The 14,124-nt window shown below is 63.4% G+C and carries 14 protein-coding genes; 10 read left to right on the top strand and 4 right to left on the bottom strand.

From position 1 onward, the window contains the following. Nucleotides 1–148: 148 nt before the first annotated feature. Nucleotides 149–763, top strand: coding sequence for a halocyanin domain-containing protein (locus VJ162_RS18600; protein ID WP_324664470.1), 615 nt, complete (start codon nt 149–151; stop codon nt 761–763). A gap of 568 nt (nt 764–1,331) precedes the next feature. Here VJ162_RS18600 and VJ162_RS11700 read toward each other — a convergent pair. From VJ162_RS11700 to VJ162_RS11690, 3 genes are all read right to left on the bottom strand, one after another. After that, complete coding sequence (locus VJ162_RS11700; protein ID WP_324664469.1) at nt 1,332–1,703, bottom strand: ArsR/SmtB family transcription factor; 372 nt, start codon at nt 1,701–1,703, stop codon at nt 1,332–1,334. A 163-nt stretch (nt 1,704–1,866) separates the two neighbouring features. After that, on the bottom strand, nt 1,867–2,796 hold the full coding sequence (locus VJ162_RS11695; RefSeq protein ID WP_324664467.1) for a permease: 930 nt from the start codon (nt 2,794–2,796) through the stop codon (nt 1,867–1,869). A 5-nt stretch (nt 2,797–2,801) separates the two neighbouring features. Next, a complete protein-coding gene (locus VJ162_RS11690) occupies nt 2,802–3,044 on the bottom strand; it encodes a thioredoxin family protein (RefSeq protein ID WP_324664465.1) in 243 nt (80 codons plus the stop codon). A 582-nt stretch (nt 3,045–3,626) separates the two neighbouring features. On the opposite strand from VJ162_RS11690, the gene VJ162_RS18595 reads away from it, so the two are divergent. Further along, on the top strand, nt 3,627–3,782 hold the full coding sequence (locus VJ162_RS18595) for a DUF7563 family protein (RefSeq protein WP_455429318.1): 156 nt from the start codon (nt 3,627–3,629) through the stop codon (nt 3,780–3,782). 32 nt (nt 3,783–3,814) lie between these two features. On the opposite strand, the gene VJ162_RS11685 is transcribed toward VJ162_RS18595, so the two are convergent. Next, nucleotides 3,815–4,795, bottom strand: coding sequence for a helix-turn-helix domain-containing protein (locus tag VJ162_RS11685; protein WP_324664463.1), 981 nt, complete (start codon nt 4,793–4,795; stop codon nt 3,815–3,817). A gap of 98 nt (nt 4,796–4,893) precedes the next feature. On the opposite strand from VJ162_RS11685, the gene VJ162_RS11680 reads away from it, so the two are divergent. From VJ162_RS11680 to VJ162_RS11645, 8 genes are all read left to right on the top strand, one after another. Beyond that, nucleotides 4,894–5,778, top strand: a complete 885-nt coding sequence (locus VJ162_RS11680) for a sulfurtransferase (RefSeq protein WP_324664461.1) — start codon at nt 4,894–4,896, stop codon at nt 5,776–5,778. Between the two features lie 84 nt (nt 5,779–5,862). Further along, on the top strand, nt 5,863–6,060 hold the full coding sequence (locus VJ162_RS11675) for a hypothetical protein (RefSeq protein ID WP_324664459.1): 198 nt from the start codon (nt 5,863–5,865) through the stop codon (nt 6,058–6,060). Further along, nucleotides 6,060–6,836 carry a sulfite exporter TauE/SafE family protein gene (locus tag VJ162_RS11670; RefSeq protein WP_324664457.1) on the top strand — a complete coding sequence of 259 codons (777 nt, stop codon included), beginning with the start codon at nt 6,060–6,062 and terminating at the stop codon, nt 6,834–6,836. The genes VJ162_RS11675 and VJ162_RS11670 overlap by 1 nt, the downstream gene beginning before the upstream one ends. Nucleotides 6,837–6,840: 4 nt before the next feature. Next, on the top strand, nt 6,841–9,186 hold the full coding sequence (locus VJ162_RS11665; protein ID WP_324664455.1) for a heavy metal translocating P-type ATPase: 2,346 nt from the start codon (nt 6,841–6,843) through the stop codon (nt 9,184–9,186). 407 nt (nt 9,187–9,593) lie between these two features. Beyond that, complete coding sequence (locus tag VJ162_RS18490; RefSeq protein ID WP_407066858.1) at nt 9,594–9,764, top strand: cytochrome oxidase; 171 nt, start codon at nt 9,594–9,596, stop codon at nt 9,762–9,764. Between the two features lie 2 nt (nt 9,765–9,766). Further along, nucleotides 9,767–10,369, top strand: a complete 603-nt coding sequence (locus tag VJ162_RS11655; protein WP_324664452.1) for a cytochrome c oxidase subunit II — start codon at nt 9,767–9,769, stop codon at nt 10,367–10,369. 1 nt (nt 10,370) lies between these two features. Continuing rightward, nucleotides 10,371–12,119: a b(o/a)3-type cytochrome-c oxidase subunit 1 gene (locus VJ162_RS11650; RefSeq protein ID WP_324664450.1), complete on the top strand. Its 1,749-nt coding sequence runs from the start codon at nt 10,371–10,373 to the stop codon at nt 12,117–12,119. A 259-nt stretch (nt 12,120–12,378) separates the two neighbouring features. Continuing rightward, nucleotides 12,379–14,046 (top strand): FAD-dependent oxidoreductase, encoded by a 1,668-nt coding sequence (locus VJ162_RS11645; protein ID WP_324664448.1) that lies wholly within the window; start codon nt 12,379–12,381, stop codon nt 14,044–14,046. Nucleotides 14,047–14,124: the final 78 nt, after the last annotated feature.

Genomic DNA, 14,124 nt, shown 5'->3' with positions numbered 1-14,124 from the left:
CGCCGCCACCAGCGTGGGGCGTTTTACTGCCGGATGGCAGATACCAGTAGCGCCTGTCAAAACGGCCCTTGGGCTGCAGTGTATAGAATAACAAACAGACAATCGGGGAACTACATCTCTTTAAATCGGGCTGGAACGACGAAACCCCGTGACCCGAAACGAGACGGACCGGCGCCGCTTCCTCACGGCTGCCGCGAGCGTCGGATTCGTATCGATTGCTGGCTGTGGCGACAACAACGGGGGCGACGCCCCCGGGGAGACGGACACGCCGGCGGGTACGAACGCCACAGACGATCCGGCAGCGGAGACGGACACACAGACCGGGGCTACCGGGACTGACGGCGACGACACGAGCGTCGACAACGAGACCACGACCGAGTCCGGGACCACTCCCACCTCCGTTGACGAGTATCTCGCTGATACCGGCAACTACGACGGCACAGTCGAAGACAAAACCGGCGACGACGACATCGACGTGATGGTCGGTGTGCAGGGCAACGGCCCCGGCGCACAGGCGTACGATCCCGCCGCGATGGAGGTCGCTCCCGGGACGCTGGTCAGGTGGGTCTGGACGGGCGATGGCGGACGGCACAACGTCGTCAGCGAGAGTGGCGAGTTCACTCCGGTGCGACCAATGCAGGCGGCCATACCTACGAGTACACGTTCGACGAACCCGGGACCTACTTCTACTACTGTGAGACACAGACCGAGGTCAAGATGCGCGGCGCGGTCGTCGTCGCCGACTCGTAAGTCTTGGACATGATCAACCGCTAAGAAATATTATCAGATCAGTTGGTACAGGGTGTGGCTGCGGTAGACTGGTTTCGTCACCGAACCGTTTTATTCGGGAGGGGTGTGAAGCAGTGACATGGGTCTTGATTCTGGATCAATTTCTGTATTATGCGTTGATGACGAACCTGGACTCGCTGGCGGGGAATCTCGACTCGCTGCCGGTCGATGTCTACTTCGTGGGAGACGCCCGCGAATCACGAAACATCGACAGTGCGACCGATCCGGACCAACGTGGGTCTCTCTATTGGCGCACCGGACCCGTCCTTCACGCCGCGACTCTGACCGAATCGGTGTGGACGTGAGTACTCTTGCACGGATAACGATGGCGTGAGCCCGTGGTGTGACCTACTGCTGAGGCCAGCGTTTTCCGACATTGACACTCAGAAAACGCTATGTCTCATTTTCCAATCCCTATCTGAACACCGCGGCCCCGCATAGCGGTCGCCTTTTTGTTTCAGTTTGGGACAGCCGACAGGTTGCGGACCACCACCGCAGACACGACAGAGCACGGCTCCGTGTCGCTCACTGTGGCCTGACTGTTAGCCATCTAATGCGGCGGCGATATCGAGGAGTTGGAGCACAGCCGTATCGCCGATCCGATAGTAGGTCCACTTGCCCTGGCGCCGTTTCTTAACAACCCCTGCATCAGCGAGTTCTCGGAGGTGGCTGGCGACCGTCGACTGGGGAGCATCGAGGACGACCTGTAGCTCACAGGCACACATCTCGCCGTCCCGCAACGCATCCAAGATACGAACTCGCAACTCGTTTGCCAACGCTTTGAATACCGTTACCTGCGCATCGACCTGTTCGTCGTCTGCAGCGATTTCGAACAAGGAGGTCAGGCGATCCTCGGGGTTCTCGTAGAGTCGCTCCAGTGTCTGGCGTGTGGATTCCGGAACTGAATCAGTCATACTTTGGTGGGGTGAATTGTCACCGTGTCTCGCGGTGGGGTCGGCCTGCCGGATTGTCCGGTTCCGCGACACTGTGAACGGCAAACCGACTCGACGTATTGGTATTGCTCGGTTCGAATCAAAAGCGTTCGGTTGTATCGTGAACGAGAGCGCCGCTAAGGCGCTACAGCACTGCGTTGAACAGCAGTCCGATCAGCAAGATACCGGTGGCTAGCGTTCCCGCGTAGGCCGCGATAAGTTCTTTTTGCATGACCTTCTTGAGAATCATGAACTGCGGCAGCGAGAGTGCGGCGACCGACATCATAAAGGCGAGACCGGTTCCGACCGGCAGTCCCTTTCCGATGAGCGATTCGACGACCGGGATGACGCCGAGGATGTCGGTGTACATCGGCACGCCGACGGCCACGGCGCCGAAGACGCCCCACTGGCCCGAGAGGTACGTCTCGACAAGTTGCTCGGGGAGGTAGCCATGGATGAGCGCTCCGACCCCAACGCCGACGATGACGTAGGGGACGATTTCGAGGATGATGTCCTTGGCCTCAACGTAGGCCTCTTCGAGCCGTTCGCGTCGGCTCGGCTCGTCGATGTCGGCTCCCGAGTCGCCGAACTCGAACTCGTCTACGTAGCGGTCGAACCCGAGTCTGTTGAGCGTGTAGCCGCTGGTCATCCCGATGGCGATGCCGCTGAACGCGTACATCGCGGTCAGCTCCAGCCCGACGACACCCGGCAGCACAACGAGGGCAGCCTCGTTGATCATCGGCGAGACCGCCAGAAACGTAATCGTGATCCCAAAGGGAATTCCCGCGCCGACCATCCCGAGGAATATCGGAATCGTCGAACACGAACAGAACGGCGAGACGATTCCCATAAGTGCAGCCAGCAGATAGCCCGTAAACGCCGTTTTCCCGTCGAGATACTCCCGTATCTTCTCCGGCGGGAAATACGTCCGGAGATAAGTGACACCGATAATAACGGCCGTGAGTATCGCGAGAATCTTGAGGGTGTCGTACACGAAAAAGTGCGCCGCCGCTCTAGCCGCTCCCGAGAGCCCGAGTGCGTCGACGACGTAGGTCGCGAACTGTTTGAATACCATCCGGCTTACAATCGGTCCGTGATGATGTCTTCGAGTTCGTCTTCCGACGGCGTCGAGCCGCTGAAGACCATCTCGTCGTCGATCTCGAAGCCCGGGGTCGACATGACACCCTTTGCAGCCAGCTCCGTCATATCGGTTTCTTTCGTTACATCGGCGTCGATGTCGTTGCGCTCGACGACCGCTTCGGTCGTCTCCTTGAGTTGCGTGCAGTTGCTACAGCCCGACGGTCCGTAGACGGTGATGTTCATCGGACACCGCCAGTAGTGATGTGCTCGTCAGCAGCGGTCAGTCGTCGTTCTGTTCTCACCGTATCGACTATGATCTCCGCCATACATATCGATAAAATACGGTATGGGATAAATACGTTTCGGGAAATTCCGATTTGTTACTATCGGAGCGCAGTTAGATTGTATCAGCAGGAGCAAAAATGCCCCAGAGAGATAATAATAAATACCGATAACAGCGTTGTAAGTAAGCTTTACGTTGGAAAAAGTACCTCCAGCCAGAGTGCTAGTCGTGACCGTCTCATCAAGGTCCGAATCCACTAATCGAGAATACTCGATTCAGGATTACACACCTCTGCAGAGATCCGGCGAGTTCAAGTCTGCCGTCGGCAGAGCTGACGACGCTGTATACTGGGAAGCGACTCCTGAAACGAGTTAGCGCATGGAGAACCGATTACTCGGGTACTGACGCTCTCAAAACAGTTTAGGGGACCTTGTTGCGTCACAAACAGAGAACTATGTATGTCCGTTGAGGTGGATTACTGTACACCATTGGTACCCGGGCTTCGAGGGCCCCCATCTACGAAGCGAAAAAGGTGATAACATATGCCAGCGTGTGCCACCTGTGATCATCACATCTCCGAACGGTTTCATCGCGTCTTCAGCGACCCAACGGGAAACGTCTACGCGTGTCCAAACTGCTCACCGAACGCGGGTATCGGCGAGGCGACCCGAACCCGACGCGGAGACAGCTCAGAATAAACCGGTGACAGCATGAGCTGTCGGCGCACCGATTATCTGCTGGACATATAGCTGTCGACGAGCGCTGCCTCTGCCTGGCGTAGCCTGTACGAGACCGTCGAGCGGGGCCAATCCAGCTGCTCGGCGAGATCGTCAAGAGTTGTCTGTCGAGGCGTTTCGTAGTAGCCGTTCTCTGCTGCCAGTTCCAGCACCCGGCGCTGTTCGGGGCGAACTGAGACCGAGTCGAAGAGCGCAAGCAGGGCGCCCGACGCGTCGCTGACATGGTCGAAGTGAAAGGAGAGCCCGTCTTGGAGGACACCCCCAAGCGTGTCGTACAGCATTCCGACCTTCTTGTCGCTTTCCATGAGAATCCGCCAGCGTTCAGTATTCTCCTGACGGGTTATCTCGAAGAGTAGTGCCCCGTTGATGTACCGGTTGGTAATTGTCGGTATCGAGTCGCAGTGAACGAGGTCCTCGAAGTAGCTGTAGACCAGGCTTCGACACGAACTGTTCTCCAGTACGTCACTGTAGTGGCGCCCACCGCAGGGACGGTCGCTGACGGTCAACTGATTGTACGTCGAACCAGTCAGCAACGCAGTCGCCTGTTCGACGACGGACTCGGGGCCAGTTATTCGGTCTAACCGCCAGAGCTGTGCGTCTCCCATCGAACAGAGGAACGTCGTCGAACGGGCGTCCGGAGTCTCGATAAACAGATCCATCAACTCGTCAGCGCCGGTTTCGTATCGGACCTCGAAGACGAACTCCCGCATCTGTTCGAAACTAGCTGTCGACAATACAGTCAATTTCGGTTCGTGTCCGCGTTTGTCGCTGGACAACCAAACGTTCAGGTCGGTAACGCAACAACGGGTCGCCATGAGTAATTCCTCCGCTGATGGGTCGCTACCGTGGTTCGTCAAAGCCGTTATCGCTGTCGCACTGCTAGTCGTCGTTTTCATAATCGGCGTCGACTTGCTCACGTTCGCTGCAGCTTGGTAACCAGGGGCTGTCTCTCGTCCGCCGTCCGACGGGTCCATTTGACGGGCCCGGTTGTCCGACACCAGAGACAACGTTATGTAACTGAACCCGGTGGCCATAGCTAGGTCAGCGCGACAGCTGGCCCGGTGAGTCGAGAATGAACGCACAGCAGTCCCACGCGCAGTCCGAAACGGACGCGGTCGTCACGCCCACATGGCTCGAAAACCACCTCGAAACGGTCACAGCTGACGACGCTGACCTCCGGCTGGTTGAGGTCGATCTCAACACCGAGTTCTACGAGCGGGAACACATCCCCGGCGCCGTCTGTATCGACTGGCGCCGCCAGCTGCAACACGCGACGCGGCGGGACATTCCGCCCAAAACGGCGTTTGCGGACCTCTTCGGTGCCCGTGGCGTCACAGAGGACTCGACGCTCGTCCTGTACGGGGACAACTCGAACTGGTTCGCCGCGCACTGCTACTGGATGCTCAAATATTACGGCCACGACGATGTGTGTCTCCTGGACGGTGGACGGAGACACTGGATCGAGTCCGGGCGACCGACGACGGACCGTGTCCCGTCCTACAGCACGCGCTCGTACCGCCCAGCCGGTCCGTTCGAACGCGTCAGGGCCTATCGCGACGGTGTCGAACGCGCACTGTCCGGCCCAACCGAACTTGTCGACGTTCGGTTGCCCGACGAGTACGATGGGACCATCCTCGCACCGCCCGGCATGACCGAGTCCGCACAGCGGGGCGGGCACATTCCCGGCGCCACGAACATCGTTTGGTCGGCGAATCTCCGGTCGGACGGGCGGTTCAAATCCCGCGAGCGACTCACAGAGCTGTATCGTGCCCACGGTATCGAGCGGGGCGACGACGTTATCGTCTACTGTCGAATCGGCGAGCGGTCGTCGCTGACGTGGTTCGTGCTTTCGGAGCTACTTGGCTACCGTTCCGTTCGGAACTACGACGGTGCCTGGACCGAGTGGGGGAACCTGGTCGGCGCCCCCATTGCGACGGGCGCCGAACTGAGCGGATAGCTCCCGCGAGACCCGACAGTCGAGCGGGCAGCATTGTCACAGGCCAACCGGGGAGCTAAGTCAGGGAGGACGTGACTCTCGGCTATGCTCTCGATGCCCGTCTCGCGGTTGCCGCTCGTCGGCCTGCTCGCGATACCGTTCGCGGTCGCGTTCGTGGTCGCCCTCGAACCAGTCGCCGTCCTGGCAGTCGTCAATACGGTCCTCATCGTCGTTGCGGTCCGTCTCATGTTCGGGTCGGACGACCTCGAAACCCTAGAGCGTGGGTTGAACCGGATACGATGATGGCCGGTGGCCACGGAGCGGGCGCTGTCACCGGCGATGTCGATCTCGTCGTCTTCGGTCTCGTCGGACTGCTCGGCGGTGCCCACTGCCTGGGAATGTGCGGGCCGCTCGTCACCCTGTACGCCGACCGGCTGGGCGACGACGGACCGGTCGCGTGGGGCGAGATCCGCCAGCACCTGCTGTTCAATTTCGGTCGGACGGCGAGTTATGCGCTCATCGGCGCGCTCATGGGGTTGCTCGGAACCGTCGTCTACGACACTGCAGCGGTCGTCACAGTGGCCGACAACGTCCGGGCGGTTGCCGGCATCGCTGTCGGGGGATTCATCATCGTGACCGGCGGGATGTATCTCCGGACCGGGACGACGGCCGGCGCTGTGGGCCATCTCGGTTCGGGGTCCCTGTTCCAACGGTTCAGTATGGGGCTCCATCAGCACGTCAAGCGGTGGGTCGGCGGCCCCCGCATCGTCGCACTGGGCGCGGTCCACGGCCTGTTGCCGTGTCCGCTGCTGTATCCGGCCTTCCTCTATGCCTTCGTCGTCGGCTCGCCGGCGTACGGCGCCGTCGCGCTGTCGGTGCTCGGACTCGGAACCGTCCCCGCGGTGTTCGGCTACGGCGTCGCGTTCAACTCGGTTTCGCCACGGTTCCAGAGTCGGCTGCATCGCACGCTCGGCGTCGTGTTCCTCGTCCTGGGGTACCTGCCGCTATCGCACGGCCTCATGATACTGGGTGTCGGGCTCCCACACCCGACGATTCCGATATACCAGCCGCTGGGGTGATGCGGTGGGCGACTGTACACTCTGTGGGTTGCCGACGCCGAATCCGCCACACACCGATCCGGGCGTCGACGGCAAGTACTGCTGTCAGGGCTGTCTCACCGTGGCTGGCACGCTCGATGACAACCCGAGCGAGGCCGATATCGACGAACAGCTCGACTCCGGCCCGTCGACGGCGGACGTAGACGGGGACGAGACGTACCTCGACGTGTCGGGAATGCACTGTGCGACCTGCGAGCAGTTCCTGGAGACGACGGCGACCGACCTGACTGGCGTCCGCGCCGCCGAAGCGAGCTACACGTCGGGGATGATGCACATCGTCTACGACGCGGACCGGACTGATACGGCGGCCGTGGCCGAGGGCGTCACGGCGTACGGCTACGAAGCCCGCGAACACGCGACCGACGAACCCGACGACGACCACCAGACCGAGGGGCGGCTGCTTGTCGGCGGCTTTTTCGGGATGATGGTGATGATGTGGTACGTCCTCTTTCTCTACCCGGTCTATCTCGGCGTCGGGCCGGCCGGCGGACTCGTCGACCTCTCGGGGCCGGCCGGCGGGTTCCTGTTCGCGAACGTCTGGGTCATGACGACTATCGTCCTGGGATACACTGGGTATCCGCTCCTCCGCGGAGCCGCAGTCAGCCTCCGTGTCGGTCACCCAAACATGGACCTGCTTGTCGCCGTCGCGGCGACGACCGCCTACGGCTACAGCACACTCGCAATGGCGCTTGGACAGGTCGATGTTTACTTCGATATCGCCATCGTGGTCGTGCTCGCCGTCACTGTCGGGGACTACTACCAGGAGCGGGTCCGACGGCGAGCGACCGGTCGGCTCGCGGAAATAACCGACGAGCGGAGCGACACGGCGCGTCGGCGCACCCCGGCGGGCACAGAGACGGTCCAGCGCGACGTGGTCGACGGTCACGACGAGCTGGTCGTTCGGGAAGGCGAGCGAGTGCCCGTCGACGGACGCGTCGTTGACGGGGCGGGTGCCGTCGACGAGGCGCTGGTCACCGGGGAGTCGCTCCCAGTCTCGAAGACCCCCGGAGACGAGGTCATCGGCGGCGCCAGTCTCGTCGACGGCGGGCTGGTGGTCCGCGCTAGCGAGGAGCCGACGAACACTGCCGACCGGCTGGTCGAGACCCTGTGGCACGTCCAGAGCGGGGCCGCTGGCCCCCAGCGACTCGTCGACCGCATCGCCGCGGTGTTCGTCCCGCTCGTGTTCGTCCTCGCGGCCCTGACCATTGTCGGCCATCTCGCGTTCGGGGCGGGCGCCACTGCGGCGCTGCTGACCGGGCTGACAGTTCTCGTGGTCTCCTGTCCGTGTGCGCTCGGGCTGGCGACGCCGATGGCGGTGGCCGCCGGTATCCGCGACGCGCTCGCGGACGGCATCGTCATCACCGACAGGGATGTCCTCCAGACGGCCCCGGAGATAGAGACCGTCGCGTTCGACAAGACCGGGACGCTGACCACCGGCGAGATGACGGTGCGGGACATCGCCGGGAACGAGGCGGCGCTGTCTCTCGCGGCGGCGGTCGAGCAGTTCGCGACCCATCCGGTCGCCGAGGCCATCGTCGACGCCGGCGAGCCCCACGGCGACCCGGTCACCGGCTTCGAGAACTACCCCGGCCAGGGCGTCGGGGCGAAAGTCGGTGACCGCGACGTGCTCGTCGGCGGCCACGATCTGCTTTCGGACCACGGCTGGACGATTCCGGCGGAACTCGAAGACCACTACCGCTCGGCACCGGCCTCGACTGTCCCGAGCTACGTTGGCTGGGACGGCCGTGTCCGGGGTGTCGTCGTCGCCGGCGACGAGTTCCGGCCCGAGTGGGAGTCTGTCGTGGCTGAACTCGCCAAAACCCACCGTGTCGTCGTCATCACCGGTGACGACCCGGGTGCCGCCCGCCCGCTCGAAGACGACCGCGCTGTCGACGAGGTGTTTGCCGGCGTCCCGCCGGAGGCGAAGGCGGCCGTCGTCGACCAGCTGTCGGCGACGGAGACAGTCGCGATGGTCGGTGACGGGAGCAACGATGCGCCCGCGCTGGCCGCCGCCGATGTCGGTATCGCGATGGAGCGTGGCACCCGCCTCGCCGTCGACGCAGCGGACGTGGTGGTCACGACCGACTCGCTGAGGCCGGTTCCGTCGGTCTTCGAGATTACCGAGGGTACGCGCCGGCGAGTACGTGAGAACCTAGGGTGGGCTTTTCTCTACAACGGTATCGCTGTCCCGCTTGCGGTTGCCGGAGTGCTTAACCCACTGTTCGCGGCCGTCGCCATGGCCACGAGCAGCCTCCTCGTGGTGCTCAACTCGACACGGGCCGTCGGTGACCGCGCAACTTCGAAGCCATAGGCGGCTGACAGTCCCTAAGTTGTCCTGTGCCAAGGTAGCTTTCAACTCTGTCGGGTCGATTCAGTCGAACCAGGATGAGTACTAACGAGGTGCAGTCAAGCACCACAGCGTCCCGTTCCGTACGGGACGGACCGTCCGGACGCCGACTCGTCCGCAAAGCGGTCTTGCGAGTGGTATCGTATGCGGTCGCACTTGGTTCCGTCAGCGTCGCGAGCGCACAGAGAGCGGGCGCCAGTGGGTCAGCCGGTGGGGGCTCTGGGCTCTACGTGACTGTGGCGGCGCTCGCGCTCACCGCGCTCGCCATCGGCGCGGTCTACCTGTTCAGCTGGCGCGACAGGCCGGAACCGACGTTCACGCCGGCGACACCGACCGAAGAGCGAGTCCCGCCGAACCAACACACCGGACAGATGTACGAGTCCGACGTTGCGGCGAGCGAGACGGAATCGGTCGACCACGACGCCTTTGACCCGGTCGGAACTGGGACGATAATCGCCATCTACTTCGCGGTTATCGCGCTCGCGTGGCTGTTCATGTACTTCGTCGAGTTCCTCGGTAACGGGCCAACGGTGGTGGGCTAACCATGCACGTCCACCGATTCGAACGTCTGTGGCTGGTGGGGGCGCTCGCACTTATCGTCCTGTTTATCGGGACAGTGACCTACGGCGCAGTTGGCGCCGGCTACGGCATGGTCGACGACACTGGCGGCGAGGTCGACCCGACGAACGCGGCTGCCAGCGACAACTTCAGACAGCCGGGCGTCTACAACGGGAGCGAACCCGGCCACTACGACGTCTATATCGAGGCAAAGCAGTTCCTGTTCGCGCCCGGGACGAGTGAGCCGGTTCGCGTGCCCGCAAACAGCACTGTCACCTTCTACGTGACCAGCACGGACGTGATGCACGGCTTCGAGGTCGTGGGGACGAACATCAACACGATGGCCGTCCCCGGGCAGGTCGCGACGGTCACTGTCGAGTTCGACGAGCCCGACGAGTACGGGCTCGTCTGCAACGAGTACTGCGGGAGTGGCCATCACACGATGGAGGGGTCGTTGGAAGTCATCCCGGCCGGGCAGTTCAACGGGACGAGCACGAACGATACCGCAAGCGCCAGCGCGACGGGTACGGACAGCGCGACCAGCGGTGAGAACACCAGTACGGCCACCGCGACGAGCGGGGTGAACTGAGATGGCACATCCACACAAATCAGAGCGACCACAAGCGTACGAGGCCGAGGAGACACAGCTGAAAGACCGGCTCGCCTTTATCGACCGGTTCCCGAACGCCGCGCGGATTACCCGCCTCTCGCTGGGCGTCTCGTTTACCGCGCTGACTATCGGCGCAATCCTGGGTATCGTCCAGGCGCTCCACCGGACGAACGTCTTCCGGGGGGTCATCGAGTCGGCCGACTACTACTCCGTCCTGACGGGTCACGGCGTCTTGCTGGCGCTGTTTTTCACTATCTTCTTCCTGACTGGCATCTTCACCTGGGGGACCAGCCGGAGTCTCGGCCGTGAGCTCCCCTCGCCGCGGTTCTCGCTGGCCTGGTTCCTCTTGATGCTCTCGGGCGCAGTGATGACCTCGACGGCTATCTTCGGCGGGCTGGTGGGTCAGATTCCGTTCTCGGCGGACGTGCTCTATACGTTCTACGCGCCGCTGCAGGCCCACCCGCTGTTCTACGCGGGGCTTGCGGCCTGGCTCGTGGGAACGTGGCTCGCCGGAGCCGACTGGATACGTACCTATTACCACTGGCGACAGGACAACCCGGACGAGCGCATCCCGCTGCAGATGTTCATGATCATGACGACGACGCTGATGTGGTACATCGCCACGCTCGGCGTCGCCGTCGAGGTGCTCGTGTTCCTCCTGCCGCTGTCGCTGGGGCTCATCGACAGCGTTGATCCGCTCCTGACGCGGACGCTGTTCTGGTTCTTCGGCCATCCGGTGGTGTACTTCTGGCTGATGCCGGCCTACTTCGCGTGGTACACCGTCCTGCCGAAACTGTCGGGCGGGCGGCTGTTCAGCGACCCGCTGGCCCGCGTCGTCTTCATCCTCTTTCTCCTGCTTTCGACGCCGGTGGGCTTTCATCACCAGTACGCCGACCCCGGGGTGCCCGAAGGGTTCAAGTTCATCGCCATGACGAACACGATGTTCCTGTTGCTCCCGAGTTTCCTCACCGCTTTCACCGTCGTCGCGAGCATGGAGTACGGGGCCAGACAGCGCGGTGGGTCGGGGTATCTCGGCTGGCTCAGGGCGCTCCCGTGGGGGAACCCGGCCTTTGCGGGCTGTGCGCTGGCCGGGATGATGTTCGCCGCCGGGGGCTTCTCGGGCATCGTCAACGCCGGGATGAACATCAACTCGCTGATCCACAACACGCTGTGGGTCCCCGGCCACTTCCACCTCACCGTGGGGACGGCCAGTGCGCTGACGATGATGGCGATAAGCTACTGGCTCTACCCCCAGATTAGCGGCAAGCGACTCCAGTTCTACGGCGTCGCACAGATACAACCGTACATCTGGTTTATCGGGATGGGGCTGATGTCCAACGCGATGCACCGTGCGGGACTGGCCGGCGTCCCGCGGCGAACCGCCGAACCGCAGTACACCCAGTTCGACTTCGCGCCGGTGCTGGGCTCGATGCCGGAGATGCGCCTCCAGATTGCCGTCGGCGGAACGTTGCTGACTCTGGGGGCGCTCATGTTCGTGGTCGTGATGGCCGGGACCTGGATGGCCGAACGCGGGCGTGGACGGCTGCGCGTCGACAGCCACCTCCCCGAACCTATCTCCGGCGCCACCGACAGTCCGCGGGTGCTCGACAACGTCAAGCTCTGGTTTGCTCTCGCCGTCGTCCTCGTCGCCATCGCCTACGGATTCCCGATCTACTCGATGGTCGCTGACGGTGCGCTCAGCCCCGCGTCACCGCCGTTCCCCGTCTAATACTGCCGTCTGTGCGTTCGTACAGACATTCGCGGTGCGAATTCCTTCAGCTTGGTACAGCCGGCAGTATCCGTCTCGAACAGACTTTGACGCGGCGCCGGCTCGACCCGACTTGTCGCGTGCCAAGCGGGGGTTCATCCTCTCCGTCGGTAACATGCAGACGAATGTCTTCGAGTGGCCCTACGAGGAGGACCGCGTGTCGTAGCGGACTATCCCCGGTGGCAAACCGTGACGGGACAGCAGTCTCCGGGGGTAGACGATGAGACAACGCGTCGTCATCGTCGGCGGGAACGCCGGCGGGATGAGTACTGCGACCAGACTGCGGCGGCTCGACGAGGACGCCGACATCGTCGTCATCGAGGCCGGCGACCACGTTTCGTACGCGAGCTGTGGGCTCCCCTACCACCTGGACGGGACGATACCCGAGGCCGACCTCGCCGTGCTCACGCCCCAGGAGGTCGGAGGGATGTTCGACCTCGATATCCGGACGAACCACGAGGCGACCGGTGTCGATACCGACGCGCGGACAGTGACGGTACAGTCGCCCGACGGAACGGCGGAACTGTGCTACGACTCGCTGGTGCTGTCGCCGGGTGCGGCTCCCATCGAGCCGCCGATAGACGGCATCGACGCGGTCGAGACCCACTCGGTCCGGACTATCGACGATGTGGCGGCCATCCGGGAGCGTGTCGAGGCCGACGAGGTCAACCGGGCGCTCGTCGTCGGCGGCGGCTACATCGGGCTCGAGGTGACCGAGACGCTTCACGAGGCGGGGCTGTCGGTCACAACCGCGGAGATGGAGTCACAGGTGATGCCCCGCACGCTCGGCCCGGCGATGGCCGCGACCGTCCACAACCACGTCCGGGAGGCCGGTATCGACCTGCGGCTGGACACCATTGTCAGCGGGCTTCGGCCCGGCGAGGAGACGACCGTCGAGTTCGCCGACGGTGAGACACTGGCCGTCGACCTCGTCGTGCTGGCGGCCGGCGTCAGCCCCAGAACCGAACTCGCCGAGGACGCAGGGCTCGAACGCCACGAGTCCGGAGCGATCCGCGTCGACGACCAGTTGCGGACATCCGAGCCGGACGTGTACGCGCTCGGCGACGCCGCGGCGGTCCCGGCCGCCGGTGGCGGGCACGCGTGGGTCCCGCTGGGCGGGCCGGCCAACCGCCAGGGCCGCGTGCTGGGCACAGTGCTCGGAGGGCAGACGGACACCCTACAGCCCGTGCTCGACACCGCTGTCGCGAAAGTGTTCGACCTGACGGTGGGGACCGTCGGTGCGACGGAATCACCCGCCGGTGGGGACGATACCCCGGAGAAAGTGTACGTCTACCCGCCGGCCCACGCGGAGTACTACCCCGGCGCCGAGCGATTCTGGCTGAAGCTTCTGTTCGACCCGGACGAGGGGACTGTTCGCGGGGCACAGAGTGTCGGTCGGAACGGCGTCGACAAGCGCATCGATGTCCTCGCGACGGCGATGCAAAAGGGCGCCACAGTGTCGGAGCTCGCTCAGCTCGACCTCGCGTACGCGCCACCGTACTCCTCGGCGAAGGACCCGGTCAACATGGCTGGGATGGCCGCAGAGAACGTCGTAGAGGGGCTCGTCGATATCTGTCACTGGCACGACCTCGACGGCGAAGTCCCGCCGCTGGTCGACTGCCGGCCGCCGGAGATGCGGGCCGAAGACGGGCACATCCCCGATGCGCACAACGTCCCGCTTCCGGAGCTCCGGGAGCGGGCCGGAGAGCTCCCGGACGAGGTCATCACCTACTGCAAGATGGGCCAGACCTCTTACGCGGCCGCCCGCGTCCTCGACCAGCACGGTATCGAAGCCCGGAGCCTGAGCGGCGGGCACGCTCTCTACGAGGCTGTCCAGCGCGACCGAGAGGCCCGGGCCGATCCACCGCTTGTCAGCGGCGACGACTGACCGCGTCCGGGATTGTCAGGCGACAACTCAGGGCACAGGAGTTTCCGGACTGAAGCTACGCGTCTGTCTCTACGTACT

It is taken from the genome of Haloarcula sediminis, from assembly GCF_035656455.1.
Classification (GTDB): Archaea; Halobacteriota; Halobacteria; order Halobacteriales; family Haloarculaceae; genus Haloarcula; species Haloarcula sediminis.
Note: the sequence above shows the minus strand (reverse complement) of the source record. Positions and strands in the feature narration are given on the sequence as shown.

What these genes read in the sequence shown, in the direction of transcription:
- VJ162_RS11695 (WP_324664467.1), bottom strand. Translation starts at nt 2,796, where the DNA reads ATGGTATTCAAACAGTTCGCGACCTACGTCGTCGACGCACTCGGGCTC.
- VJ162_RS11670 (WP_324664457.1), top strand. Translation starts at nt 6,060, where the DNA reads ATGGCCGGTGGCCACGGAGCGGGCGCTGTCACCGGCGATGTCGATCTC.
- VJ162_RS18490 (WP_407066858.1), top strand. Translation starts at nt 9,594, where the DNA reads ATGTACGAGTCCGACGTTGCGGCGAGCGAGACGGAATCGGTCGACCAC.
- VJ162_RS11645 (WP_324664448.1), top strand. Translation starts at nt 12,379, where the DNA reads ATGAGACAACGCGTCGTCATCGTCGGCGGGAACGCCGGCGGGATGAGT.
- VJ162_RS11690 (WP_324664465.1), bottom strand. Translation starts at nt 3,044, where the DNA reads ATGAACATCACCGTCTACGGACCGTCGGGCTGTAGCAACTGCACGCAA.
- VJ162_RS11650 (WP_324664450.1), top strand. Translation starts at nt 10,371, where the DNA reads ATGGCACATCCACACAAATCAGAGCGACCACAAGCGTACGAGGCCGAG.
- VJ162_RS11700 (WP_324664469.1), bottom strand. Translation starts at nt 1,703, where the DNA reads ATGACTGATTCAGTTCCGGAATCCACACGCCAGACACTGGAGCGACTC.
- VJ162_RS11685 (WP_324664463.1), bottom strand. Translation starts at nt 4,795, where the DNA reads ATGGACCCGTCGGACGGCGGACGAGAGACAGCCCCTGGTTACCAAGCT.
- VJ162_RS11675 (WP_324664459.1), top strand. Translation starts at nt 5,863, where the DNA reads ATGCTCTCGATGCCCGTCTCGCGGTTGCCGCTCGTCGGCCTGCTCGCG.
- VJ162_RS11655 (WP_324664452.1), top strand. Translation starts at nt 9,767, where the DNA reads ATGCACGTCCACCGATTCGAACGTCTGTGGCTGGTGGGGGCGCTCGCA.
- VJ162_RS11680 (WP_324664461.1), top strand. Translation starts at nt 4,894, where the DNA reads ATGAACGCACAGCAGTCCCACGCGCAGTCCGAAACGGACGCGGTCGTC.
- VJ162_RS18595 (WP_455429318.1), top strand. Translation starts at nt 3,627, where the DNA reads ATGCCAGCGTGTGCCACCTGTGATCATCACATCTCCGAACGGTTTCAT.